Raw genomic sequence first — 24,670 nt, 5'->3', positions numbered from 1 at the left:
CTCCCGCGTGGGTGTAGTCTCCATGTGTACGACTTATTGACACTGTCATGCAAGGAAGCAAGGCGATTAAGGTCGCATCAATAACCGTGGAGCCGTCGATGATCACCTCATATATCACCCACCCCCTATGCCACGATCATTTTATGGGGCCCGATCATCCCGAGAGCCCGCTGCGCCTAGATGCCATCCGCGCCCGGCTTGCCCTGAGCGGTGTACTGCAGCAGACCATGCAGTCGGAAGCCAAACCCGCGACCGCTGAACAGCTGGCGCGCGTTCACCCTCAACGCCATCTATCATCGCTCGATCGCTGCGTGCCGGAAGAAGGCATCATCCTGCTCGACGGCGATACCCTGATGAACCCCGCCAGCATGGATGCCGCCCGAGTGGCTGCCGGCGCCGTGGTGAGAGGCGTGGACCAGGTATACCGCGGCCAGGCCGACAATGTCTTCTGTGCCGTGCGGCCACCTGGGCACCACGCAGAAGCCACCGATGCGATGGGCTTCTGCTTTATCAACAACATTGCGGTGGGTGCGGCCCATGCCATCGCCCGCTATGGGGCGGAGCGTGTCGCTATCCTCGATTTCGACGTACATCAGTGCAACGGCACCGTGGACATCTTCAAGAACCACCCTAACGTACTGGTCTGCTCGAGCTTTCAGTACCCTTTCTATCCATGGCGCTATCTGCGCAGTCAGTGGCACAACATCATCGATACACCGCTGCCGTCAGGCACCGATGGCCCGGCTTTCAGGCGCGCCGTGGAAGACGATTGGCTCCCCGCCCTGCATGCCTTCAAGCCGGACATCGTGCTGGTATCCGCGGGTTTTGATGCGCACCGCAGCGACCCCATGGCCGACCTCTGCCTCGAGGCCGCCGACTACCATTGGGTAACGCATCTGGCCATGGAGATCGCCGCCCTCTATGCCGATAACCGCTTGGTATCCGTTCTTGAGGGCGGCTATGACATGGAGGCACTCGGCCTCTGCGCCGAAGCACACGTCAGTGCTCTGCTGGGCCTACCCTTCAAGCAGTGATCGGCGCGCCAGTGTCAGGCCATGTTTCCTCCCCCTAGGAAATATCCTCCCCTGTATGCAGAAGGTGCCTGGTATCGCTAGGCACCGAATGGTCGCCTAGAGGCAATGATGAGGCGCAAAAACCGCCGCCTGATCGAGAGCTGTTGTGTTAGCCTGACGGAAACTAAGTTTCCGATAGTGAAAAGCCGATGAGCCCAAATAACGATCAAACTGCCGCCCTGCAGATTGCCTCTGGCCGCAAGGCCTTCGTCGAGCCGCTGCAGCTCGGGGAGCGCCTCAAGGAAATCCGGCTGTCCAACCATTGGACACTGGAAGACGTCAGCAAGCGCACCGGCCTGGCACGCTCGACCCTGTCCAAGATTGAAAACGATCATATCTCGCCGACCTTCACCGCCGTGCAGAAACTGATCAACGGCCTGGATATCGACCTGCCCCAACTGCTAAAGCAGCCCAAGCCCCAGAGTCGCACCCTGGGCCGGCGCGACCTGACCCGGGCAGGCGAAGGCCAGCAGCACCCGACCCCCACCTACGAGCATGAGCTACTGTCCTGGCAGCTGGCGCAGAAGCACATGATTCCCTTCAAGACCATCGTTCGGGCCCGGGCCTTCAGCGAGTTCACCGAATGGGTACGCCATGATGGCGAGGAATTCCTGATCGTGCTGGAAGGGGCTATTCTGCTCTACACCGAGTTCTACGAGCCCCTACGCCTGGAGCGCGGTGACAGCATCTATTTCGACAGCGACATGGGGCACGCCCTGGTGTCCATCAGTGACGATGACGCCGTTGTTCTGTCGGTATGCACCCGCGGCCAACCCAACTGAGCCACTAGGCGTGAGACGCCCTCCTACACTCGTCAGGTACGGGCCTCCGGAAGGCCATCGCATCAGGTCGATCATGGCCTATATCTTCGATGCCTTACGATCCCCCGCACGACGCGGCGGAATCGCATCGTAGATCAGACGTTGCTGCGAGTGGACGGCCTGGAAATGCCGACCTTTAGCACGCGCGATCAACATCACACCAAAGCGCTCGGCGAGCTCAACCCCCTTCTGGGTCACGCCTGAGCGCGACACCAAGATGCCAATCCGCATCTGCGCTACCTTCAGTACCATCTCAGAGGTCAGCCGCCCGGTGGTATAGAAGATGTCGGCGGACATGGCGTCACCGCCCTCCTCGAGCCATTGCCGACCCGCCAAGGTATCGACGGCGTTATGACGCCCGACGTCTTCGACGAAATCCAGCACTTGGTCCTGGCGGCAAAGCGCACAGCCATGTACCGCACCGGCACTCTTGTAGGTTTCGTTGTAAGCGCCAAGATTCTCGAGCAATGCATAAAGCGTGGACTGAGCAAGGGTTGTGCTAGGCACGGGCTCGAGACCGACGGCATCGAGCAGGCGGCCGAAAACCGTGCCTTGGCCGCAGCCAGTCGTCACGGTGCGCTGGCCCAGGCGTTCCTCCAGGTCGTCAGGTGCGCGGCGACTGACGACCGCCGCAGCCTCGACGTCCCAGTCCACATGAACCGCTTCCAGGTCGCCGCGCGACGGTACTAACCCCTGGTTGCGAAGATACCCCACCACCAGCGCTTCCGGGTCGGCGCCCAGCGTCATTAGGGTGACGATTTCGCGTTTGTTCAGATAGACGGTCAGCGCTCGCTCGGCAGAGATGGCCTGGCGGCGCACGTCACCAAACTCGTCGTGAATGTCGATTTCCAGCGTCGCCGGCAGGCGGGCGTGACTAAGACGTAACGAACACATGCATCGCTCCTTGGCGACTAGCGCGGCGAGCCCATCGTGTAGCCCAGCGCAAATGACTTTCAGCCCAACGTTAACGGCACCATATTGACCATCATTGCATTCGTGGCGCCTACTGTCTTTATTCACCGCCGCCTTTGGCGGCTCGGGATAAGGAAGGCCTTCACGAGTGTGGTGCCTTCGTCCTATCCCACATGTCATTTGTCATAAAGACGTCCTGAAGTGAGTCGCTACGCCATGAACTCCTCTGAAACCACCGACTCGACCAGTCGCAAGTATCTCAGTCGCAAATACCTAAGCTTCAGCTTGGTTCCCGAACAAAAGCGCATCAAAGGCTTTACCGCGACCCAGTGGCATATCCACGACCTTGCGCCGGGCGATATCGGCCCACAGGTGCTGGCGCTGCAACTCTACATGACCGAGCGTGCGGCCTACCGGTTCAACTTGAACTCGCCTAGCCCGCGACTCTTCATACGCGCCGGATTCTCCGGACAAGCCCCAGACCCCACGGCCTTGACGGCCAGCCAGGAAGTGGCCGCCGGCTGGATGGATGGCGAGCAGCAGGTGCTCGAGGTCGCCATGCCGACCGCCATCCAGCTGTGGCTGGAGGCCTATCTCGCTCACCATGGCGAAGCCCCTGACGAAGGCCGCAAGAAAAAGCGCAAGGGCGCGGGGCGCGCCCAGGAGAACCAGACATGACGGTTTTTTCCCGCTGGTCACTGCGCAAGCGTGGCATCCAGCCAACCGAGGAGCAGACACCGCAAAGCGCCCTAACGCCGAACGAGCGAGGCACCGTAACTCCTGAGGAGAATTCTGGCGAAAAGCAAGATGACAGCCTGATTGACCGTGGACCGATGGCGGACAGCGAGGCAACGCCCCCCTCAGAAACCGTCGAGGAGTTGCCCGACCCGGAAAGCCTGCCCCCTGGCAGCGACCTCACGGCCTACCTCGCCCATGGCGTCAGCCGCGAGGTGCGCCGTCGCGCCATGAAACGCATGTTTGCGGCGGACCACTATCATCACCGGGACGGGCTCAACGACTACGACGAGGATTATCGTCAGCTCAAGAATCTCTCCCAGGAAGTCGCCGACCGCCTACGGGAATGGACGCGTCAACCCGCTGATCAGGTGGAAGACACCCAGCGCGAGCCAGAGCAAGCAGAGCGCAACATTAACCAGCCTGCCGAAACTGCAGAAGCGCAACGCGACGACGACACTTCACCACCCAACCATCAAGCCAAAACGGCCGATAGTGTGGCGAGCGAACCTATTCCCGGCCACGACGGACAAGGCACGCATGAAGATGCCCAGGCCAAAGGCCGCCAGGAAAATGGAACGAATGAGGCAAAGCCGCCGTTTCCAGAGAAAGGCCGAACCTAAAAGACCGAACCTAAATGAATAGAAGAATACTATCTGCTCGATAGTTATATTAGCGCTAAGCTAAGACCAATGAGGATTGGCGCCGAGTGAGTTAAGCGACGAAAATTAAAAAAAACTGCACCTGACCGTTGAGGCTACATGAATCAGTGCATCGACCTGACCCCGCTGGATGCTGATCAGAACCTGGCTGCGCGAGATACCGCGTACTCCCGTATCTCCTGGCCCGCCAATCTCACGCCTGAGAGCGTCACCTACTCAAGCGATGGTCACTTACTGATCATTGCCGACGAACTGACAGGACGCCGTGCGGCCCGTGAATTGAAGGATCGTGGCCTCGCCTCGATCACGCTGCTGGTAACCGCCAATTCTCCCGAGGCCAGCACCGCAACGCTCGAAGACACGCATGCCACGGCAGACAGCCTCGGGGAAGCAGGCTCAGATAGCGCCGATATAGCGACCCTGCTGGAGGACACCGCTTTCCTGTCGGTGCACCAGGCCCGACGGTGGCACCTCGCCGGCTATCTGGGCAAGTTCACCCTGAGCCTGCCCCATGAAGACGGAGAGATCGATCTTGCCAAGGCGAGCCTGGGGCGCGCGCATTTCGACCTGGTGCTCGACCTGGGCACGCCCCCTACGCTGACGCTAGAACTGCCGCCACCGGGGTACAGCGCTGCGCTCTGGGGCACAGCAGAGTGCCGGCAGGCCATCGATGACCTGCTCGAGCAGGTCGGCGAATTCTCCAAGCCGCGTTATTTCCACATCGATCATGACATCTGTGCTCACGATAGCAGCGGCAAGACCGGCTGCACCCGTTGCCTGGAGGTCTGTCCTGCAGACGCCCTGTCACGCCAGTCGGGACGCATCGAGTCCTGGATCGAAATCGATCCGATGCGCTGTCATGGCGCCGGGAGCTGCACCAGCGCCTGCCCGACCGGGGCCATCCAGTATCGGCTGCCCCCCTCCGTTGACCAGCAGGCCTACGTGGAACGTCTGCTGAACGCGTATCGCCTGGCGGGGGGGCAAGCGCCGGTGGTGCGCTTCGCCGAGTCCAGCTTGCTAGCAACTGAATCGCCCACCCCGGCCGGCCATGTGCTGGATGTGCCCCTTGAGGAACTCGGCGCAGCGGGACAGGATCACTGGCTGGCAGCCCTCGCCGCAGGCGCCGACGAGGTGCGCATTCAGCTGACCGACAGCCTGCCGTCAAGCCTGAAAACCCTGATCGACGACCAGTATCGTCAAGCCGTCACCATGCTCGAGGCGCTCGGCCATGACAGCCGCCGCTTGTGCCTGATAGCACCTGAGGACAGCGAGAGCCGCGACGCCCTGCCCGCCTTGGCGGCGCTTTCCCTACCCGAACGCACTGACGCACCCGGCCAAGATGCCCCCGCACAGGCGTCAGCAAAGGCCGGGGACAGAGAGCACAGCAAGCGCGAGCGTCTCAACGCCACGCTGGCCCGCCTCGCCGCAGCAGGTCAGCCCAGCGGAGAGCGTCATGCCATGCCCCAGGGCGCGCCCTTTGGTGACGTGGCCATCGACAAGGATGCCTGCACGCTTTGCCTGGGCTGTGTCGCGGTATGCCCGACACCGGCTCTCGCCGGCGGGCGCACCTCCCCCGAGCTGAGTTTTCGTGAAGCGGACTGCGTGCAGTGCGGCCTCTGCGAAGAGATCTGCCCGGAAGATGCCATTCGCCTGATGCCGGGCTTCCTGGCAGCACCCGAACGCGAAGTGCGACAGGTACGCAAGCAGGAAGACGCTTTCCCCTGCATTCGTTGCGGCAAGCCCTTCGCCAGTGCCAGCGCTATCGCCGCCATCAAGTCCAAGCTCGCCGATCACCCCTACTTTGCCGGTGACGCCATGGCTCGCCTGGAAATGTGCGAGGACTGTCGAGTCAGAGATGTCTGGCAGGGCCTGGCCAATGACCCAGAATCACAATTGAACATCTAACAATTGAACATCTAGTTGAAGCGCGACCCGACACCCTTCGGGAAGATGACAGTCTCAGTAACGCTCTCTACGACGGCTTCGATGCGACGGTTTTGATAGCGCCGTTTTTGATAACAAGGTAACGACATGACCGATAGCTCAGCGAAGACCCAGCCGGCTGCACGGGAGGGCTCGCATGACATCATTGAAGAAGAGACAGACGCCCTACGCGCCGACATCTATCGGCTATTGGCGAGACTGCTGCGCGAACCGCCTTCGGCGGAGCTTTTGACCTGGCTTTCAGCGCTCGACGCCGCCGAGGATGGCAGCAAGCTGGCTAAATGCTGGACGGCGCTGATCCAGTCTGCGAGCGCACATGACATGCCTCAGGATGCGCTCGTCAAGAAGCTCTCGTCGGCCCACTTCCGCCACCTAGTGGGCGTCGTCCAGGGAGAGATCACGCCCTACGCTTCCTGGTACCGGCAAGGCAACCTGATGGATGAAGCGCTGCTGACACTACGCCAAGATTTGCGCCGCCTTGGCATCCGCCGTGCCGAAGAATGCCACGACCCCGAGGACCATCTTGCCGCCGTATGCGAGACCATGGCCATGCTGCTGGACGACGACCAACAAGATGAAGCCGCTCCCTTCTTCATGGCACACCTCGCCCCCTGGGCATCGCGCTGCTTCGATGACTTGGCAGCGGTGGACACTCCGTTTTACGCCAACCTGGGCGCACTAGGCAGCGCCTTCATGAGCGAGGAGCATCGTCATCAGGCAGACGAGGCGGCCCGCCAACCGGTGCACATCATGACCCCGGATGCATATTCCACTAAACCTGCGCCTGATATGAACGATAACTAAACAAGCAGAACTGCTTATAACGATGCCGGGCGTAAAGATCCGGATCGCAGAGGAGTGAACCATGGCACAACATCACAACCCACAGCGTCGCCTCTTCCTGAAAACGGTCGGCACGGGCACCGCGGCGGCGGGCGCCTTTTTCGCAATCGGACAAGCCCCGCTGGTTCAAGCGAAGACCACAGCGTCGACTGCTCCTGACGCGCCTCGCGGCTATCGAGAGACGGACCACATCCGCCGTTACTACGCCACCTTGCGCGACTAACCCGGACCGCCCTTTCGGCCAAGAGGATCGATACCATGCGATTGACGCGTACCTCCAACACCGCCAAGGCCAGCAATGGTCTGGGCATTTCCCGCCGGCAATTCATGCAGCGCAGCGCCCTCGCTACCGGTGGCATCGCCAGCGCGGGTCTCATGGGCCATTCGATGGTCCGCTCGGCGGATGCCGCCGACAAGACGCCGTACCTGGATTCCCCGACGGAAACCAAACGCACCATCTGCTCGCACTGCTCGGTGGGCTGTGGCGTCTATGCCGAGGTTCAGGAAGGCATCTGGACCCATCAAGAACCGGCCTTCGACCACCCCATCAACCGCGGCGCCCACTGCGCCAAAGGCGCCTCGCTGCGTGAGCACGGCCACTCCACTCGTCGACTCAAGTATCCGATGAAGCTGGTGGGCGGTGAATGGCAACGACTCTCCTGGGACGATGCCATCGAAGAAATCGGCAACAAGGTCCTCGAGCTCCAAGAGGCTTACAGCCCAGACAGCATCTATTGGCTGGGTTCGGCCAAATTCAATAACGAACAAGCTTACTTGATGCGCAAGTTTGCGGCCCTGGCCGGCACCAACAACACCGACCACCAGGCGCGTATCTGTCACTCCACCACCGTTGCCGGGGTTGCCAATACCTGGGGCTACGGAGCGATGACCAACTCGCTCAACGATCTACAGAACAGCAAGTCGATCCTGTTCATCGGCTCTAACCCTAGCGAAGCACACCCGGTCGCCATGCAGCATATCCTGCTGGCCAAGGAGCGCAGCAAGGCACAGATCATCGTCGTCGATCCGCGCTTCACGCGCACCGCCGCCAAGGCCAACAAGTACGTGCGCCTGCGCCCCGGTTCCGATGTCGCCTTCATCTGGGGCCTTTTGTGGCACATCTTCGAGAACGGCTGGGAAGACCGCGAATACATCAACCAGCGCGTCTATGCCATGGAAGAGGTCCGCGCCGAAGTCGCGGCCTATCCGCCTGAGGTCGTCGAGAACATCACCGGCGTTCCCGAAGCGGCCATGTACGACACCGCCAAGACCATCGCCGAAAATCGCCCCGGCTGCGTAGTCTGGTGCATGGGTGGCACCCAGCACACTACCGGCAACAACAATACGCGCGCCTACTGCATCCTCGAACTGGCGCTTGGCAACATTGGCAAGTCCGGTGGCGGCGCCAACATCTTCCGTGGCCACGACAACGTTCAGGGCGCCACCGACCTGGGTCTGATGTCGCACTCGCTGCCGGGCTATTACGGCCTCGCCGAAGGTGCCTGGCAGCATTGGGCCGATGTCTGGGGCCTGGACTACGAGTGGCTCAAGAGCCGCTTCGATCAGTCCGACTACACCGACGGCAAGCCGATGTATTCGAGCGGCATCACCGTCTCTCGCTGGATCGACGGCGTGCTCGAAAAGGAAGACCAGATCTCCCAGCGTGCCAAGCTCAAGGCAATGTTCTACTGGGGCCACGCGGTCAACTCACAGACGCGCGGCCCAGAAATGCAAAAGGCCATGCAACAGCTCGAGATGATGGTCATCGTCGACCCTTATCCGACCGTAGCGGCCGTCATGAACGGGCGCACTGACGGTGTCTACCTGCTGCCGGCCAGCACGCAGTTCGAGACCTACGGCAGCGTGACCGCGACCAATCGCTCCATTCAGTGGCGCGACCGAGTGATCGAGCCGAGCTTCGAATCCAAGCCTGACCACGAAATCATGTACCTGCTGGCTCGCAAGCTTGGCTTCGCCGACGAGCTGTTCAAGAACATCCAGGTCAACGGCACCGAACCGCTGATCGAAGACATTACCCGCGAGTTCAACCGCGGTATGTGGACGGTGGGTTACACCGGCCAGAGCCCGGAACGCCTCAAGCAGCATCAGCAGAACTGGCATACCTTCAGCTTTAGCGATCTCAAGGCCGAGGGCGGCCCCGCCGACGGCGACTACTACGGCCTACCTTGGCCATGCTGGGGAACGCCCGAGATGGGCCATCCCGGTACGCCGATTCTCTATGACACCTCGAAACCGGTCTCGCAGGGCGGCTTGACCTTCCGTGCGCGTTTCGGCATCGAGCGCGACGGCGTCTCGCTGCTGGCCGACAACTCCTTCAGCCAGGGCTCCGATCTCGATGATGGCTATCCGGAGTTCACCGCCGATATGCTCAAGGACCTGGGCTGGTGGGATGACCTGACGCCTGAGGAGCAGAAAGCCGCCGAGGGCCGCAACTGGAAAACCGACCTATCCGGTGGCATCCAGCGGGTGGCCATCGCCCATGAGTGCGCGCCCTTTGGCAATGCCAAGGCACGCTGCAACGTCTGGACCTTCCCTGACCCCATTCCCAAGCATCGCGAACCGCTCTACACCAGCCGTCGCGACCTGGTGAACGACTACCCGACCTGGGACGACGTCGCCTCCCACTACCGGCTGCCGACGCTCTACAAGAGCATCCAAGAGAAAGATGTCACTAGCCGCTACCCGATCATTCTGACCTCGGGCCGCTTGGTGGAATACGAAGGCGGTGGCGAAGAGACACGCTCGATGGCCTGGCTGGCCGAGTTGCAGCAGGAAATGTTCATCGAGATCAATCCATCATTGGCCAATGATCTCGGCGTCGCAGACGGCGAAATGGTCTGGGTCGAGGGTGCCGAGGGCGGGCGCGTCAAGGTCATGGCCATGGTCACTCCACGCGTCTCTCGCGAGGTGGTGTTCATGCCCTTCCACTTTGGCGGCGTGTTCCAGGGCGAGAACCTGCACGATCGCTATCCGGAAGGCGCGTCGCCCTATGTGCTGGGCGAGGCCGCCAATACCGCCACCACCTACGGCTACGACAGCGTGACGCAGATGCAGGAAACCAAGTGCACCCTGTGCCGCATCGAGCGGGCCAGCTGAGTCCAGAATACCTATAAGACATCCCCCCGGGCCTGACCGGACCCGGGGGTGAGGAGACAACCATGGCGACGATGAAATTCATGTGTGACGCAGAACGCTGCATCGAATGCAACGGCTGCGTAACCGCCTGCAAGAACGCCAACGAAGTGGAATGGGGTATTCAGCGCCGGCGGGTGGTGACGCTGAACGACGGCGAGCCCACCGAAGTCTCGATCTCGGTGGCCTGCATGCACTGCGACGATGCGCCCTGCATTGCGGTCTGCCCTACCGAGACCCTATTCAAGCGCGACGATGGCATCGTGCTACACGACAAGGATATGTGCATCGGCTGCGGCTACTGCCTATACGCCTGCCCCTTCGGCGCGCCGCAGTTTCCGGGCACCGAAGCCTTCGGCGAGCGCGGCAAGATGGACAAGTGCACCTTCTGCGCCGGCGGCCCGGCCGATTCCAAAGAAGAGGAGTACGAGAAATACGGTGCCAACCGCATCGACGAGGGCAAACTGCCGCTATGTGCCGAGATGTGCTCCACCAAGGCACTGATCGCCGGTGATGCCCAGACCGTAGCGGACATCTTCCGGAAGCGGGTGGTTCAGCGCGGACACAAAGATGGTGCTTGGTCATCGACCCAGCGAGTCGGCCCGCAAACCTCGATGGATAACCTCGCCTTTGATGCGACCCGTCAGGAGTAAGGAGGCCCTATGCTCACCCATAACGCATGCCTGGCCCTTGGCCGGCGGCTGACCCTGCTTCTGCTGCTAGTGACAAGCCTGTTGCTTGCCGGCCAGGCGCTGGCTCAAAGCGCCGGTACAGAGGGCGAACTGGCCACCGCCGTGCCACCGGTCGATGCCGAAATCTGGCGACAGGTGAAGAGCGGCGAGAACTTCATCGACACGCGCCACGACTCCACCTACAACCTGGTCAACCCGAGCGGTGAGACCTGGCGGCAGATTCGCAACCGCTGGGTCTCGCCCTTCGGTCTGATCGCGGTCGGCGGCATGGCAGCCCTGATCCTGATGTTCTACCTGATCGTCGGTCGCAAGGACCTTCAGGAACCGCGTAGCGGTCGCAAGCTGTTGCGCTGGTCTACCCTGGAGCGCGCCCTGCACTGGACGGTGGCGACCCTGTTCGTCGTCCTGGCGTTGACCGGACTCAACCTGCTGTATGGCAAGTTCGTGTTCAACCCGCTGCTTGGCGACGCCGTCTGGGCCGCCATGATGTCGGGAACCAAGCTGTTGCATAACTACTTGGGACCGATATTCGGTTTCCTGCTGATCGTCATCCTGGCCAAGTTCCTGAAAAAGAACATTCCCGACAAAACGGATTGGGAGTGGTTCAAGAAGGGTGGCGGCCTGATCGGCAAGGAGCACGTCGATGCCCACTTCGCCAACGGCGGCGAAAAAGCCTGGTTCTGGCTGCTGGCGACTGCAGGCGTCCTGGTGATAGCCAGCGGCCTGGTCATGGACTTCCCGAACTATGGTCAAAGCCGTGACACCATGCAGTGGGCCAATGTCATCCACTCCCTGGGCGCCCTGGCGCTGACGGCGGTCTCTCTGGGCCACATCTATATCGGTACCATCGGCACCGAAGGCGCCCTGGAAGGCATGACCACCGGCTACGTCGACGAAACCTGGGCGAAGGAGCATCACAACCTCTGGTACGAAGAGGTCAAGGATCAAGCCGTTACCCCCGACCCATCGACTGAAGGTCATCACAAGGGCCAAGCCACTCATCCACCCGGCACCCCTGGTTAGACAGGCCGGCAACGACCTTTTCACTATCCAACAGACACCGCCCACCGGCGGTGTCTTTTGTTATGCTTGAGACATCACCGATCTAGCGCCCAGCGGCGCTCCCAAACAGGAGTTTGACCATGCAAGATCTCGACGACGCGACCCGCACCGAAGTCGAAGCGGCCGCCTTTCGCCGCCTGCTCAAGCACCTCGATGACAACAAGGACGTACAGAACATCGACCTGATGATTCTGGCCGACTTCTGCCGTAACTGCCTATCCAAATGGCTGGTCACCGCCGCCAGCGAACAGGGTGCCGACGTCGATTACGAAGCGGCCCGTGAGTATGTCTACGGCATGCCCTACAGCGAATGGAAAGCGCACTACCAGGCACCGGCAACACCCGAACAGCTAGCCGCCCTGGAAGCCCGCAACCAGAACAAGAAGGATAACGCATGAGCGAGCAGCGCCCCGGCTTCGAACCCCTGCGCATCGTGGTACTAACCGTTTCCGATACCCGTACCGACGATACTGACCGCAGCGGTCAGGCACTGGTCGAACGCCTGACGTCAGCCGGCCATCAGTTGGTCGAAAAGCGCATTCTGCCAGACGACGTTTACGTGATCCGCGCCCAGGTCGCGGCCTGGATTGCCGCCCCCGACGTTCAGGTGGTGTTGACCACCGGTGGCACGGGCTTCACCGGCCGCGACTCGACGCCGGAAGCGGTCGACGTCCTGCTGGATAAGCGTATCGAAGGGTTCGGAGAACTATTTCGCCACCTGTCCTGGCACGAAATCGGCAGCTCGACCATCCAGAGCCGCTGTCTCGGTGGGCTTGCCAATGCCACCGTCGTGTTCTGCCTGCCCGGCTCCACTGGCGCCTGTCGCACCGCCTGGGACGGCATTCTCAAGGAGCAGTTGGATGGCAGTCATAAACCCTGCAATTACGCCAACCTCGTCATTCCGGAGCGCGGCACCCATGGTTAAAACACATATTCGACATAAACCCTGTAGCTATTTATCACCCCAGGCCAATCTCGTAATTCCGGGGCGCGGCACCCATGGCTGACCCGACAAGCCAGCTACAGAGCGTCGAAGACGCGCTGGCCGCACTGCTCGAGGGCGTCGTGCCAGTGGCCAGTCAACCACTGGCCTGCGCAGAAGCCGCCGGGCGCGTGCTTGCGGATGACGTTGCCGCGCGCCTGGACGTGCCCGCCTTCGACAATAGCGCCATGGATGGCTACGCGCTGCGCGCCGCCGACGCTGGCAGGTGGTTGAAGGTCAGCCAACGGATTGCCGCGGGCTCTCAGGCTGCTCCGCTGGAAGCGGGTACATGTGCGCGCATTTTTACCGGCAGCGAGCTGCCACCGGGTGCAGACTGCGTGGTGATGCAGGAGCGCGTCGAACGTGACGGCGACCGGGCCAAAATGCCCGATGGCATTCCGGCTGGCGATAACGTTCGCCGTCGCGGGCGCGATGTAAGCACCGGCGAGAGGCTACTGGCCGCGGGCACGCGCCTCGAAGCCGCAGCCCTTGGCCAGTTGGCAGGTCAAGGCATTACCCAGGTCAAGGTGCGCCGCCGGCCGAGAATCGCCCTTCTATCGACCGGCGACGAGATCATCGATCCGGGCGAGGCCCTGGCTCCGGGGCAGATCTACAACTCCAATCGCCCCATGCTGAGACGGCTGATCGAACGCTTTGGCGGCGAGGTGGTGATGGCGAAGCGTGTCGCCGATGATTTCGATACCACCTGCCAACTGCTAAGCGAAGCCGCCGAGCAGGCCGATGTGGTAATCACCACCGGCGGCGTCAGCGTCGGAGAGGAGGACCACGTCAAAGCGGCCCTTGAGAAGTTAGGACAGCTCGATCTGTGGCGGCTGGCCATGCGGCCCGGCAAGCCATTGGCGCTAGGGCGACTGCCGAATGCCAGCGGTGAGGCCCGGCTGGTCGGGCTACCAGGCAACCCGGTATCGAGCTACGTCGGCGCCTGGATCTACCTGCGCCCGCTGCTCGGCGCCCTGCTGGGCTGTCCCGCCTTATTGGAGCTACCCAAGCTCAGGGTAAAAGCCGACTTCACCACCGACACCAAGGCGCGCCGACATTACATGCGCGTTGACCTGCGCTTCCTGCCAGAGGGAATCATTGCCAGCGCCTTCGCCGATCAGAATTCGGCAGTGCTGTCTTCCTGCGTGACGGCCAATGCGCTAGCCGTGATACCCGCCCATTCAAGCGTGGTGCCGGGCGATATCGTCGAGTGTTTGTGGCTCACGGAAGCCTGATGCCAGGCGCCTGCAACGCGCTTTCCATGTCAGGCCAAAGTGAACGGAAGTCGGCCTCCAATTGCACATAGTCGGCTTCCAGCCAGGGGCGCAATTCGGCCAAGCGATTGGGACCGCTCAAACGCTGGCCGATCCCGGCGATGGCGCGACAGGTGAAGTCGAAGTCTGCATAGCGAGTCAGCCAGTCCTGCTCGACCAGTGCCGGCACCATCGACGCCAGGCGTTCAGGGGCCTGCTGGACCTTCAGCAGCCGATAGCAGCGCTGAATCAGCGCCTGCTGGGTAGGGTCGTTGGCCAGCAGGCGCGACAGGAAGTGGTCCCAGACAAGGTCAAGCGCGATACCCGCGTATCGGCTACGCCCCTCGGGTGCCCTGCCCCGGGCGGCTCGCGTGCGGGGATGGCCGTCAACCAGGGTATCGGTGCGCCGATGATGGCGAATGCCGTCAGCCACCGACGCCGGCCAGGCGCTCAGGTCACTTCCCTTGACGCCATCGGCGATCAGATTGCCATACAGGAAGTCATCGCTACCGTGGTGGGAAAGCCAGGCATGGGCGAGAAAATTCATGTCACTGCACCCTCAGCGCCCATGCATGCCTCACTTCCTTTGCCACCCATCCGACGGCGACCTGTCTCGGAAGCTATCACAAGCAGTTGGCTGGCTTGGGCAGCCCAGCCAGCCTTGCCCCGACCTTGGCCGGGCTATCCGGAAACAAGCGCATCAGATGCAGCGACTTGCCCTTTTCGGCGCCCAGCGCCAAGCCAACGGCCTTGACCAAAGGGCGCATGGCCGGCGCCATCTCATAGCGCGCATAGAAATTCCGCAGCACCTCGATGACCTCCCAGTGCTCAGCAGTGAGAGTGCGCTCCTCCTCTGCCGCCAAGGCCTCTGCCACCGCCGGCGACCAGTCCGCCATGTCCACCAGGAATCCTTCAGGATCCAGCGCTATGTCTTTGTCCTGCACAGAGAGATAACGGTATATTTCACTAGAGGCCATCAGGACCAACTCACTGTCTTGTCGGCTTCTTCTGTCAGCGTCACGAAGCCATCGACGTCGACGATGTTCGCCTGCTCCTCGCAACGCTCGAGCAGACCTCGTGCGGCAAGGTCTTCTCGCAAGGCAAATAACCGCCCCGTCAGGCCAGTGAAGCGCGCCACCTGGGCAGGCAAAGCGCCCAATACGCCATCTTCGATGAGCAGCAGCCGATCATCGGGCCCCATCGCCGCCAGAGCGTCATCGACGGTTCCGCCGGTCGCCGGCGAGCGGTTGAGAAGGTGCAGGATCATGCGAAAGGCGCTCCTTGTTGCGCTACCCAGTGACGGTAGTTGCGTCACCGTGAGGACAGAGGATTGTTCAAACCATTGGTCAATCAGTAGGCATATCGCCGTGCCGGCATGGCAGGTGCTCAGAAATTCAGCACCAGCGGGTGACGGTCGAGCAGCTTGGGCAAGGCATCGCCCTCCACCACTGATACCGGCAGCATCAGGTCCTCGGCACTCAAGCCCCGGCTTGTCAGCGCATGCGCATCGACCAACAGTGTTTCAATATCGTACATGGCCAGCATGTCGATCACGCCGTGAGTCCCCTTCTGGCCAAGCGCTCCAGCCTGCTGATGGGGCATCAGCGCCAGCACGCCATCCCCCGCAAACAGCAGCGACACCTGCTGCCCGAAAGCGGCCGCCACCAAGGCCGCATCGAGGCCCTCCCGGAGCCAGCTTGAGCCATGCGGCGAGTGACGCAGGATGACCAGCAGGTCGCCCTTGGCGATGCCTTCAACCTTGCCTTCAACCTTGCCTTCAACTTCACCCTTGTCTATCGCGCTCTCTGTCTCGTTCATGATACCCCCTTCACCGCGGCCTCGGTCCCGTCAGCCGTTATCTCAGACTCGTTCATCGCTCGGCCATATTCACGGTGAAAAGGTGATCAAGCGATCATGGCTAAGGCCCGCTTCCACCAACTGGCCGAGACCGGTCAACTCGAAGGGAGGCTCAACGCTATGCCCGGGCTTGCCGTGTCGTGACGCTTCACGCTCGTCGAGCAGCCCACGGCGAAGAGCGGCTGCGATGCATACCAGCAGTTCGGTACCGTGCTCGTTATGCAGCGCACGCCAGGCATCCCCAAGATGCGGCTCATCCTGTGGCGGCGCCGCTAGGCGAGCCGCATTGTAGACACCGTCGTGATAGAAGAACACCGTATCCAGGCGGTGGCCACGCGCGACCACTGCCTGGGCAAAGCGCAGGGCCGAATGGGATGCCTGCGAACTGTAGGGGGCTCCCTGAACCAGCAATGCGTAACGCATGGTTTCCTCGCAGCAAATGGCGCTTGAAAAGGCCGAAGTATAAGAGGCTCTAAAGGGTCAGTTTTGCCGTGCAGTCGCTCAAGAATGCCCTTCCCAGAACAACATGCTCCGGTACCCACCATGCCAGAAAGGCTTGGCCGGAAACCACTCAGCTAAAACGACGCCTCCAGAAACGACTTGGCCCCGCCGATTCGGCGGGGCCAAGATCGCATCACCTGCCGGGATCAGTCGTTGCTCATGATACCGAGAATCGACAGCAGGCTGATGAACAGATTGTAGATAGACACGTACAGGGTGATGGTGGCGAGGATGTAGTTGGTCTCGCCACCGCGATGCACGATCTCACTGGTCTGGAACAGGATAGCGGCCGAGGAGAACAGTACGAAGCCTGCAGACACGGCAAGCGACAGCGCCGGGATCTGGAAGAAGATGCCCGCCACCATGGCCAGAATCAACACGATCGCACCGGCGGTCAGGAAGTTGGCCAGGAAGCCAAAATCCTTCTTGGTGATCAGCGCGACTGCGGACAGGCCGATGAAGGTCGCGCCGGTCATGGCAAGCGCTGTCATGATCAGCGAGCCACCATTGGGCAGCGTGAGATAGGCGCTAAGAATCGGCCCCAAGGTAAAGCCCATGAACCCTGTGAAGGCGAAGGTTGCCAGCAGGCCCATGGCAGAATTTGCGGTCTTGTGCACCAGGAACATCAGCCCGTAGGCGCCGATGAAGAAGACCAAGATGTTCATCTGTTGGACGCCCATGGCAACGGCGGCGCCAGCGGTCAGTGCAGAGAACAGCAGCGTCATGGCCAACAGCGCGTAGGTGTTACGCAGCACCTTGTTGGCGCTTACAGCACTTTCCTGGCGTTGTGTTACATGCGTGTCTTGATAGGCCATCTTTCGATGCTCCCTTTGTTGATGATCATACCTTTGACTAAGGATGCCGCCTCAGAGTTCACGACGCAAGAACTTAAGGTTGATTGGCGAGTAAGGATTCAACGCCACTTATGAGCCACCTGTTAGTCGCCAAGCGCTTATTTTTCAAGCGACTTTGACGCCCGAACACCTCCCGCATAGAGGCATACGTCCTGACCACCCGCCACTGACGCCATTCGACGACACCTCGTGACGGGGTACGGCCGTGGATATACTGCCCCCTCAAACGTTCAGGAGGAAGGGATATGATGCGATGGAGCTTGGTGATACTGCTCGCCCTGGTGCTGACGGGCTGCCAGATCGCCCCGCAGTGGCCGACGCCCCCAAGCGGCGAACCCAGCATCGAAGAACTCCCCGCGCCGGACGAATCTAAAACGGATGGCCGCGTGCCCCGACAGGTCAGCTTTCCCGAACGCGAATATGCCGCCCTGGAAAAAACCGGCAATGCCAGCATTCGCGGCCGGCTCTATCAGCGCGACGCTCGTGGCAATCTGGTCCCTGGGGCCGGCGAAACGGTTTCCATCGCACCGGTTACCACCTATTCGGCAGAAGCCGCCGAGGTCGCGCTGTCTGGACGCGCCATCGCCCCCGCCGATCCGCGAGCCCGGGAATACACCCACTATGCGCGCACCGATGGCGACGGCAACTTCGTGGCCAATGGCCTGCCGGCAGGCGAATACTACGTCGCCGGCCGGGTCAGCGCCCTGAACGGGCGCCCGATCATCCACCAGGTCAGCGTGCGGCCTGGGCAGACGGTTTCAGTCACGCTAGAAAGGTAGCCTTGGACTCGATTTGCCCCCTTCTCGGCTTAGCGCACGCCAACCCAGACGCCATTCAGCGCATCCGGTAAGCATGCCCCTCCAGTGCACATGACAAAACGCGCGGCATTTGCCGCGCGTTACGTTCTACCAAGATGTTTGGCGTGGTGTCGGCTAGTGCTCGATGAGCATCGACCGCGAGCTCGCCCTCCTCAGCGGCTCACATCGACCACCATGCGTCCGCGCACCTTGCCCTCGATCAGTTGCCCCGCCGTTTCGATGGCCTCGCCGAGACCGATCTCGTGGGCGATTTCATCAAGAATCGCCGTGTCCAGCGTCTCGGCCAGCCGGCTCCAGGCGGCGAGGCGATCCTCGCGCGGGCGCATGACGCTGTCGATGCCTGCAAGGGTCACGCCACGCAGAATGAAGGGGGCAACGGTCGCCGGGAAGTCCATGCCCTGCGCCAGACCACAGGCGGCCACCACGCCGCCATAACGCGTGCCGGCACAGACGTTGGCGAGGGTATGGCTGCCCGCCGAATCGATGGCGCCGGCCCAGCGCTCCTTGGCCAGGGGCTTGCCCTTCTCGGTCAGTTCGGCCCGGTCGATGATCTCCGAGGCACCCAGCCGCTTGAGATAGTCCGCCTCTTCCGGCCGGCCGGTGGAGGCCATGACCTCATAACCCAGCGCGGCCAATAGGGCGATCGAGAAACTGCCCACACCACCATTGGCGCCAGTGACCAGCACCGGCCCCGCTGCAGGCGTCAGCCCGTTGCGCTCGAGCGCCATCACCGAGAGCATGGCGGTATAGCCTGCCGTGCCAATCGCCATGGCCTGCTTGGCCGAAAAAGCCTCGGGCAATGGGATCAGCCATTCAGCCTTGAGGCGCGCCTTCTGGGCGAGCCCGCCCCAGTGCCCCTCACCAACGCCCCAGCCGTTGAGCAGCACACGATCGCCCGGCGCGAAGTTTGCCGAGTCGCTTGCCTCGACGGTCCCCGCCAGGTCGATCCCCGGCACCATGGGAAAACGACGCACCACCGGCCCCTTGCCGGTAATGGCCAGGGCATCCTTGTAGTTAAGCGTGCTGTATTCCACCCGTACGGTCACCTCACCTTCAGGTAACTGGGCGTCATCAAGCTCCGTCAGTTCGGCGCGATAGCCGGCATCGTCCTTCTCGATCAGGATGGCCTTGAACATCGTTCCTCCTTTTAGACTGGTCGTCTAATCGTGGATAAAAAAACTCGACCCGTGGATCGAGGTCCGGCGTCCGGCGTCAGTCACGTCGGCGAGGTAATCCCGCCATGAAGGCGGCCAGAAACGTATCCAGCGGCGCCGCCGATTCCTTTAATTTTGCGCGCATCACGGCCCCTTCCCAACCAATCCAGAAATAGTCCGCCAGAGCATCGCAATCCGCGTCAGGCGCCAGCACACCGCTTGTGCGTGCCTCGTCAAGACACACCGCCAGGCGCTGCTGCCAATCGCCGAGAACCTGCTCAAGGGCAGCGCGATAGCTGTCTGGTAACAGGCCAACCTCCTGCCCAAGGTTGCCTACCAGGCAGCCGCGCCGGAAGCCATGTCGGGCCATCCCCTCCTTGGCATCCTCGGCAAACGCCTCGATACGTGACAGCGGCGGCAAGGACGCATCACACAAGTGGCGGTCGAGTTTGCGCGCAAAAAAGGCCGCATACTGCTCGAGCACGGCACGCCCGAAGGCTTCCTTGCTTGCGAAGTAATGATAGAAGGAGCCTTTGGGCACGCCGACTCGCTTGAGGATGCCGTCGATGCCGGCAGCCCTGAAGCCCTGCTCGGTGAGCACTTCCAGGCCGCTGCGAATCAATGCCTCCCGGGTGTCCGGGTTGTCTCGCGGGACTCTGGGCGGCCTGCCACGGCGGCGAATAGCGGTAGTCTTTGTCATGGGAAATAATTTAGACCAGGCGTCTAGTAACATCAAGCCCTCTGGCAAGTCAGGAAGAGGCGCCTTACTCGTTGGATGTTGCGGTAGGCAAGCCGGATGATGTCGACACGTCAGGACCTCGTGAAGACCGCCACTGCTCCAGATACGAGAGCAGCGCCGGAATCACGGCCAGCACCAGCAGCGTCGAAAAGCCCAGGCCAAAGGCAATAGAGACCGCCATTGGAATCAGGAACTGTGCCTGAAGCGAGGTCTCGAAAAGCAGTGGCAATAAGCCACCGATAGTGGTCAGAGACGTCAATAGCACCGCCCTTACTCGCTGCACCGCAGCTTCCACCAGCGCCGTATCAATATCCAAGCCCTTATCCCGCTGCTGGCGATAGAAGCTCACCAGGATGATGGCGTTATTGACCACGATGCCGGAGAGCCCAAAGAGCCCGAACAGCGAGAGAATCGTCAGTTTGATGCCCAATGCCCAGTGACCCAGCAGCGCCCCCACCAGGGCGAACGGGATGATGGCCATCACGATCAGCGGCAGGCTCCAGGAGGCAAATACCCACGCAAGCACCACGAACATCAGCGCCAGCCCCATGATCAGACCGGTGCGCATATCACCAAGAGTCTCGCGCTGATCCGCCGAGCGGCCCTCGAAGCTGTAACGCAGGCGGTGCTCCTGAGCCAGCTGCGGCAGGACCTTGGCCTCGAGACTCGCCAGCACCTCGTCACTGGAGGTGACGGCCTGATTGAGCGAAGCGGTCACTTCGACCGCAAGCTGGCCATCAGCATGCCGCAGTGCCTCGAACCCCTGGCGGTAGGAAAGCTCCATCACCTGATCGAGCGGCACGAAGCGCCCATCCTCGAGGCGAATCGGCAAAAGCGCCAGGGTGCTCAGCCGCTCGCGCTGTTCTCGGGGCAGCAGGACCTTTACCTCAATTTCATCGGCGCCATCCTGAAATTTCTGAACCAGGCGCCCGTCGAAAGCCGCACGCAGCTGCCTACCCAGCGACTCCGTGGTCAGCCCCAGCGCCTCGCCCTGGGGGCTCAAGGAATAGACCAACTGCTCTCGCCCCCAGGGCATGTCGTCATTGGTATTGAGCACGCCCGGCAAGTTGGACAGCGCGGCGGCAAGCGTCGTCGCCGCCTGCTTGAGCACCATGGGGTCATCACCGCTCAGGCGGATATTGACGTCCTCTCCCGGCGGCCCCGCGCGGCGCTCGCTGATACTCAGGTTGTCGAGCCCCGGCGGTAGGTGGATACGCTTGCGCCAGGCGGCAATGAACTCGGCATTGCGTACCTCGCGGGCATCTGGGGATACCAGCTCCAAGCGCATCGCGCCGACCTGGTCACCGCTTCGACTGCCGCCACCGTCATCGAGACTGCTGCCGTGCAGTGTCACGGCGTGCACGACCAGCGGAACGCCGAAGGCCTGCTCGGTCTCGTCCAGGGAGTCTTCCAGGTGGCCAAGGAAACGATCCACCCGTTCACGGTCGGTGCCCGAGACGAAGCTGGCATTGGCGTAGAGGATGCTGGATTCAGGCGTGGGGAAGAATTCGAAGCTGATCCGCCCACCGGCCAACAGCCCAACGGTAACGAGCATCACGGCAAGGCCAGAGGCAATGGTGGCGGCGCGATGGCGCAATGTGAAGACAGAGAAGCGCCGAAAAGGGACCTCTCGAAAACGCATGAAGCCCTTATCGAAGCGCTCGCGCAGCCGCGTGACCGGATGCGGACGACGCCCCGCCGGCGCCGGCTGGAACGCATGGCGCAGGTGCGCCGGCAAGACGATGAAGCACTCGAGCAAAGAGGCCGCCAGCACGCAGATCATCACTAGGGGAATATCGACGAGGATATTACCGATCACCCCGCCGACCACCAGCAGCGGCATAAAGGCCGCCACGGTGGTCAACGACGAGGCCAATACCGGCCATACCATGCGCTTGGCCGCACCTTCCGAGGCCAGATGCGAGGCCTCACCGAGGCGGTAGTGGGCATCGGCGTCCTCACCGACCACGATGGCGTCATCGACGATCACCCCCAGGGCCATGATCAGGGCGAACAGCGAGATCATGTTGATCGACCCACCGATGCCCCACAGCACCGCCAGCGCCGCCAAAAAGGCGGTGGGAATCCCCACCGCCACCCAGAAGGCGACCCGCCCCGGCAGGAACAGATACAGTAGCACCATGACCAGCAACAGACCGCCCAGGCCATTGCCGACCAACAGCGAGATACGATCATCGATCAGCTGCCAGCTCTCGTCGTAGGCCTCGATGGTCACCGACGGCGGCAGCGTCGGGCGAGTATCGGCCAACCACTGCTCGAGGATCCGGGCGGCATCGAGGGAATTACCGTCTTCGGCACGCTGCAGCAGCAGCTCAACCGCCGGGGCCCCGGAGCGCGACAGGGTGGTCTGGCCGTCCTGAGGCTCCTGTCTCAGGCTGGCAATGTCGCCCAGGCGAAGTTCCGCCCGCTGATCGGCAATCACAGGCAGCTCGGCAAATGCCTGGGGATCGCGACGCTGCTCCACCGAGCGGAGTTCGCGGGTGCTGTCTTGCTGTCCCATCAGCCCCGCCGGCAGATCCCGGGACAAGCCCTGCACCCGTTCAGCGATCTGATCGAGACTGAGCTGAAGCGTCATCAGCCGTTCGGCAGGCACCTCGATGCTGATCTGCTGCTCCGGCAGGCCGCTGATCTCCACCCGGTCTATACCGGCCTGCAGCAGCTCATTTTCGAAGCGGTGCGCTAGCCGGCGCAACTCTGCGGGGGCCAGGTCGCCATGTATCAGTAACCTCGCAATCGGGTCGTAGCGGGCGGCGCGCATCACCCGAGGCCGCTCAGCATCAGCGGGCAGGTTGGTGAACTCATCGACCTGCTGGCGAACGTCATCCAGTGCGATGATGGGATCGGTGCCCTCATTGAACTCAAGCGTCAGGCTCGACACGCCCTGGGCGGAGGTGGAGCTCATGCGCTTGAGCCCCTCCACGCTCTTCAGGCGCTGCTCGAGTGGCACGGTAATGCCTTCTTCGACGTCTTCCGCCGAGGCACCGCTCCAGACCACCTGCACGCTGACCACATCCAGCGCAAAGGTCGGGAAGAACTGGATATTCATGCGCAGTAGCGCCAGGGACCCACCCAGCAGCATCATCAGCATGATCAGATTGGCCGCCACCTTGTGGTGGACGAAGAAACCGATGATGCCGCGGCGCCGACTCAAGGTGTCGACTCCTCGTCGCCGGCCGCTGCCGCCGAGGTGCCGTCGTCGACCAGCAAACCGTCCACGGCATTGGGCAGATGCGTCGTTACCACCCGCTGTCCGGAGGCCAGCGCATCGCTTCTCACCAGTAGCCAGCGCTCTCCCGACGCCGTCATGGCCTCATCCGTTGCGCCTCCCTCCTGCTCGGCTGCCCTGGGCACCGTTTCCCCCAGCACGGTCACGCTCAGCCGCTCGAGCCGGTCGTCTTCATTGACCAGGTAGAGCGTATCGTTGCCGTAGAGGGTGCTGTAGGGCACGGCCAGCGTATTGGCCACCGGAGGCAATTCGAGCAGCACGGAAAGCATGCTGCCAGGGCGCACCAGACCGCCTTCGGCTGTGTTGGCGAAAGCCGGTGTTGAAAGGGCTTCGGTTGAAAGGGCTGTCGTCGCAAGCGTCGGTGCGACGGACAGTATCGCCTCGGTGCCGGCAGGGTCGCCCTCCCCGGCCAGCCGCTCAAGACGCAATGCCATGTCACGCTCGGGCACTCTGGCCCACAGCGGCTGCCCCTCGCGCAGCGCGCTAAGAATGTCGTCCTGATAGCGGTTGGGCACCCGAGCCCTCAACTCAAGCCCGGTCAACGGGTAAACGCTCAGCAAGTCGGCACCGCTGGCGACACGATCACCGGGAGCGGCTTCAATACGCGTAATCACGCCATCGAAGGGGGCCATGACACGGCTTCGCGCAGCGTCTCGCTCGGCGATTCCAAGGCCTGCGCGGGCACGCTCAAGCTGGGCCTGAAGGCGCTTGAGTCGAGTCGGATGCTCGTCGATCAGGCGCTGGCGGTTGGCCACAGTCAGCCGCGCCTGGTCCTCGCCATCGCGGGCATCATCGAGCTCAGACTGGGAAAGGAGGTTGCGCGAGGCCAGTGATTGGGCCCGCTCGAGGCGTCGCTGGGCATTGTCGAGTATCGCCTGCTCGCGACGCAGTGCCTGCTGATCGTTGGCATAGCCGATCTGTTCGCTCTCTAGCTGCGCTTCGAGATCGGCGACCTCGGCACGGGCCTGGGTGAGCGGCGGCTGCACATCCGCCTCGTCAAGCGCCACCAAGAGCTCACCTTCGGCTACGCGCTGGCCATCATGCACCGGCCGCATCGCCACTCGGGCTGCCAAAGGCGCGGTCACGGTGATCAAATCAGGCGCCACCACGCTGCCATAAAGCGGCACCACTGGACGATGCGACTTCAGCTCGACGGGCATCGACGTCACGCGCCAGCTCCGCTCCTCCGCGGTCACCTCAGTTGGGGCCGGCGCCGTCATCTTCAGGTAGAGGAATACCAGTCCACCCAAGACCAGGATCAGCAAGGGAATGAATCGCTTGAACACGGGGCCCCCATCGAGCCGGCAATATCATCTGGTGATGATACAGCCTAATGCGCCTTCCCGCGCTGGGACAAAAGTGCGCAGC

General features: G+C 62.1%; 25 protein-coding genes. 14 read left to right on the top strand and 11 right to left on the bottom strand.

Annotation, left to right across the window (positions count from 1 at the left end; translation table 11 throughout):
- The first annotated feature begins 98 nt into the window (after positions 1 to 98).
- Both BLR71_RS05465 and BLR71_RS05460 read left to right on the top strand, forming a co-directional pair.
- Complete coding sequence (locus BLR71_RS05465; RefSeq protein ID WP_092523906.1) at positions 99 to 1,034, top strand: histone deacetylase family protein; 936 nt, start codon at positions 99 to 101, stop codon at positions 1,032 to 1,034.
- Between the two features lie 188 nt (positions 1,035 to 1,222).
- A complete protein-coding gene (locus tag BLR71_RS05460; RefSeq protein WP_092523904.1) occupies positions 1,223 to 1,855 on the top strand; it encodes a helix-turn-helix domain-containing protein in 633 nt (210 codons plus the stop codon).
- Between the two features lie 78 nt (positions 1,856 to 1,933).
- On the opposite strand, the gene BLR71_RS05455 is transcribed toward BLR71_RS05460, so the two are convergent.
- Complete coding sequence (locus BLR71_RS05455) at positions 1,934 to 2,788, bottom strand: formate dehydrogenase accessory sulfurtransferase FdhD (RefSeq protein WP_092523902.1); 855 nt, start codon at positions 2,786 to 2,788, stop codon at positions 1,934 to 1,936.
- 234 nt (positions 2,789 to 3,022) lie between these two features.
- On the opposite strand from BLR71_RS05455, the gene BLR71_RS05450 reads away from it, so the two are divergent.
- The 11 genes from BLR71_RS05450 to BLR71_RS05400 all read left to right on the top strand — a co-directional run bounded on the left by BLR71_RS05450 (position 3,023) and on the right by BLR71_RS05400 (position 14,114).
- Entirely contained in the window at positions 3,023 to 3,484 is a 462-nt protein-coding gene (locus BLR71_RS05450; RefSeq protein WP_092523900.1) for a DUF3305 domain-containing protein, read from the top strand.
- Positions 3,481 to 4,164 (top strand): DUF3306 domain-containing protein, encoded by a 684-nt coding sequence (locus BLR71_RS05445; protein ID WP_092523898.1) that lies wholly within the window; start codon positions 3,481 to 3,483, stop codon positions 4,162 to 4,164. Before BLR71_RS05450 ends, BLR71_RS05445 begins: the two co-directional genes overlap by 4 nt.
- 138 nt (positions 4,165 to 4,302) lie before the next feature.
- On the top strand, positions 4,303 to 6,108 hold the full coding sequence (locus BLR71_RS05440) for a 4Fe-4S binding protein (RefSeq protein ID WP_092523896.1): 1,806 nt from the start codon (positions 4,303 to 4,305) through the stop codon (positions 6,106 to 6,108).
- Positions 6,109 to 6,234: 126 nt separating this feature from the next.
- Complete coding sequence (locus BLR71_RS05435; protein WP_092523894.1) at positions 6,235 to 6,951, top strand: TorD/DmsD family molecular chaperone; 717 nt, start codon at positions 6,235 to 6,237, stop codon at positions 6,949 to 6,951.
- Positions 6,952 to 7,012: 61 nt separating this feature from the next.
- A complete protein-coding gene (locus BLR71_RS05430; protein WP_092523892.1) occupies positions 7,013 to 7,213 on the top strand; it encodes a twin-arginine translocation pathway signal in 201 nt (66 codons plus the stop codon).
- Between the two features lie 35 nt (positions 7,214 to 7,248).
- A complete protein-coding gene (locus BLR71_RS05425; protein WP_092523890.1) occupies positions 7,249 to 10,107 on the top strand; it encodes a formate dehydrogenase subunit alpha in 2,859 nt (952 codons plus the stop codon).
- Between the two features lie 62 nt (positions 10,108 to 10,169).
- Entirely contained in the window at positions 10,170 to 10,796 is a 627-nt protein-coding gene (fdh3B, locus tag BLR71_RS05420) for a formate dehydrogenase FDH3 subunit beta (RefSeq protein ID WP_092523888.1), read from the top strand.
- A gap of 9 nt (positions 10,797 to 10,805) precedes the next feature.
- Positions 10,806 to 11,858, top strand: a complete 1,053-nt coding sequence (locus BLR71_RS05415) for a formate dehydrogenase subunit gamma (RefSeq protein WP_092523886.1) — start codon at positions 10,806 to 10,808, stop codon at positions 11,856 to 11,858.
- A 119-nt stretch (positions 11,859 to 11,977) separates the two neighbouring features.
- A complete protein-coding gene (locus BLR71_RS05410; RefSeq protein WP_092523884.1) occupies positions 11,978 to 12,295 on the top strand; it encodes a DUF1244 domain-containing protein in 318 nt (105 codons plus the stop codon).
- Positions 12,292 to 12,822: a molybdenum cofactor biosynthesis protein B gene (gene moaB / locus BLR71_RS05405; RefSeq protein WP_092523882.1), complete on the top strand. Its 531-nt coding sequence runs from the start codon at positions 12,292 to 12,294 to the stop codon at positions 12,820 to 12,822. Before BLR71_RS05410 ends, moaB begins: the two co-directional genes overlap by 4 nt.
- Before the next feature lie 74 nt (positions 12,823 to 12,896).
- The gene (locus BLR71_RS05400; RefSeq protein WP_092523880.1) at positions 12,897 to 14,114 is read left to right on the top strand and encodes a molybdopterin molybdotransferase MoeA; all 1,218 of its coding nucleotides are present in this window, start codon (positions 12,897 to 12,899) and stop codon (positions 14,112 to 14,114) included.
- Here BLR71_RS05400 and BLR71_RS05395 read toward each other — a convergent pair.
- From BLR71_RS05395 to BLR71_RS05370, 6 genes are all read right to left on the bottom strand, one after another.
- Positions 14,101 to 14,679 (bottom strand): acyl carrier protein phosphodiesterase, encoded by a 579-nt coding sequence (locus tag BLR71_RS05395; RefSeq protein ID WP_092523878.1) that lies wholly within the window; start codon positions 14,677 to 14,679, stop codon positions 14,101 to 14,103. The genes BLR71_RS05400 and BLR71_RS05395 overlap by 14 nt on opposite strands.
- Before the next feature lie 76 nt (positions 14,680 to 14,755).
- A complete protein-coding gene (locus BLR71_RS05390) occupies positions 14,756 to 15,109 on the bottom strand; it encodes a TusE/DsrC/DsvC family sulfur relay protein (protein WP_092523876.1) in 354 nt (117 codons plus the stop codon).
- Positions 15,109 to 15,399: a sulfurtransferase complex subunit TusB gene (tusB, locus tag BLR71_RS05385; protein WP_092523874.1), complete on the bottom strand. Its 291-nt coding sequence runs from the start codon at positions 15,397 to 15,399 to the stop codon at positions 15,109 to 15,111. Before tusB ends, BLR71_RS05390 begins: the two co-directional genes overlap by 1 nt.
- 119 nt (positions 15,400 to 15,518) lie before the next feature.
- Positions 15,519 to 15,950, bottom strand: a complete 432-nt coding sequence (gene tusC / locus BLR71_RS05380) for a sulfurtransferase complex subunit TusC (protein WP_092523872.1) — start codon at positions 15,948 to 15,950, stop codon at positions 15,519 to 15,521.
- Positions 15,951 to 16,019: 69 nt separating this feature from the next.
- Entirely contained in the window at positions 16,020 to 16,412 is a 393-nt protein-coding gene (tusD, locus tag BLR71_RS05375) for a sulfurtransferase complex subunit TusD (RefSeq protein WP_092523870.1), read from the bottom strand.
- Between the two features lie 224 nt (positions 16,413 to 16,636).
- On the bottom strand, positions 16,637 to 17,305 hold the full coding sequence (locus BLR71_RS05370) for a Bax inhibitor-1/YccA family protein (protein ID WP_092523868.1): 669 nt from the start codon (positions 17,303 to 17,305) through the stop codon (positions 16,637 to 16,639).
- Between the two features lie 284 nt (positions 17,306 to 17,589).
- On the opposite strand from BLR71_RS05370, the gene BLR71_RS05365 reads away from it, so the two are divergent.
- The gene (locus tag BLR71_RS05365) at positions 17,590 to 18,123 is read left to right on the top strand and encodes a hypothetical protein (RefSeq protein WP_092523866.1); all 534 of its coding nucleotides are present in this window, start codon (positions 17,590 to 17,592) and stop codon (positions 18,121 to 18,123) included.
- A 191-nt stretch (positions 18,124 to 18,314) separates the two neighbouring features.
- Here the strand turns inward: BLR71_RS05365 and acuI are convergent, their stop codons facing one another.
- The 4 genes from acuI to BLR71_RS05345 form a co-directional block, all read right to left on the bottom strand.
- Entirely contained in the window at positions 18,315 to 19,298 is a 984-nt protein-coding gene (acuI, locus tag BLR71_RS05360) for an acrylyl-CoA reductase (NADPH) (protein ID WP_092523864.1), read from the bottom strand.
- A gap of 76 nt (positions 19,299 to 19,374) precedes the next feature.
- Positions 19,375 to 20,016, bottom strand: a complete 642-nt coding sequence (acuR, locus tag BLR71_RS05355; protein ID WP_092523862.1) for an acrylate utilization transcriptional regulator AcuR — start codon at positions 20,014 to 20,016, stop codon at positions 19,375 to 19,377.
- A gap of 64 nt (positions 20,017 to 20,080) precedes the next feature.
- On the bottom strand, positions 20,081 to 23,227 hold the full coding sequence (locus BLR71_RS05350) for an efflux RND transporter permease subunit (protein WP_092523860.1): 3,147 nt from the start codon (positions 23,225 to 23,227) through the stop codon (positions 20,081 to 20,083).
- Positions 23,224 to 24,588 (bottom strand): efflux RND transporter periplasmic adaptor subunit, encoded by a 1,365-nt coding sequence (locus BLR71_RS05345; protein ID WP_092523858.1) that lies wholly within the window; start codon positions 24,586 to 24,588, stop codon positions 23,224 to 23,226. Before BLR71_RS05345 ends, BLR71_RS05350 begins: the two co-directional genes overlap by 4 nt.
- Between the last annotated feature and the right edge of the window lie 82 nt (positions 24,589 to 24,670).

The organism is Onishia taeanensis, from assembly GCF_900100755.1.
GTDB lineage: Bacteria > Pseudomonadota > Gammaproteobacteria > Pseudomonadales > Halomonadaceae > Onishia > Onishia taeanensis.
Note: the sequence above shows the minus strand (reverse complement) of the source record. Positions and strands in the feature narration are given on the sequence as shown.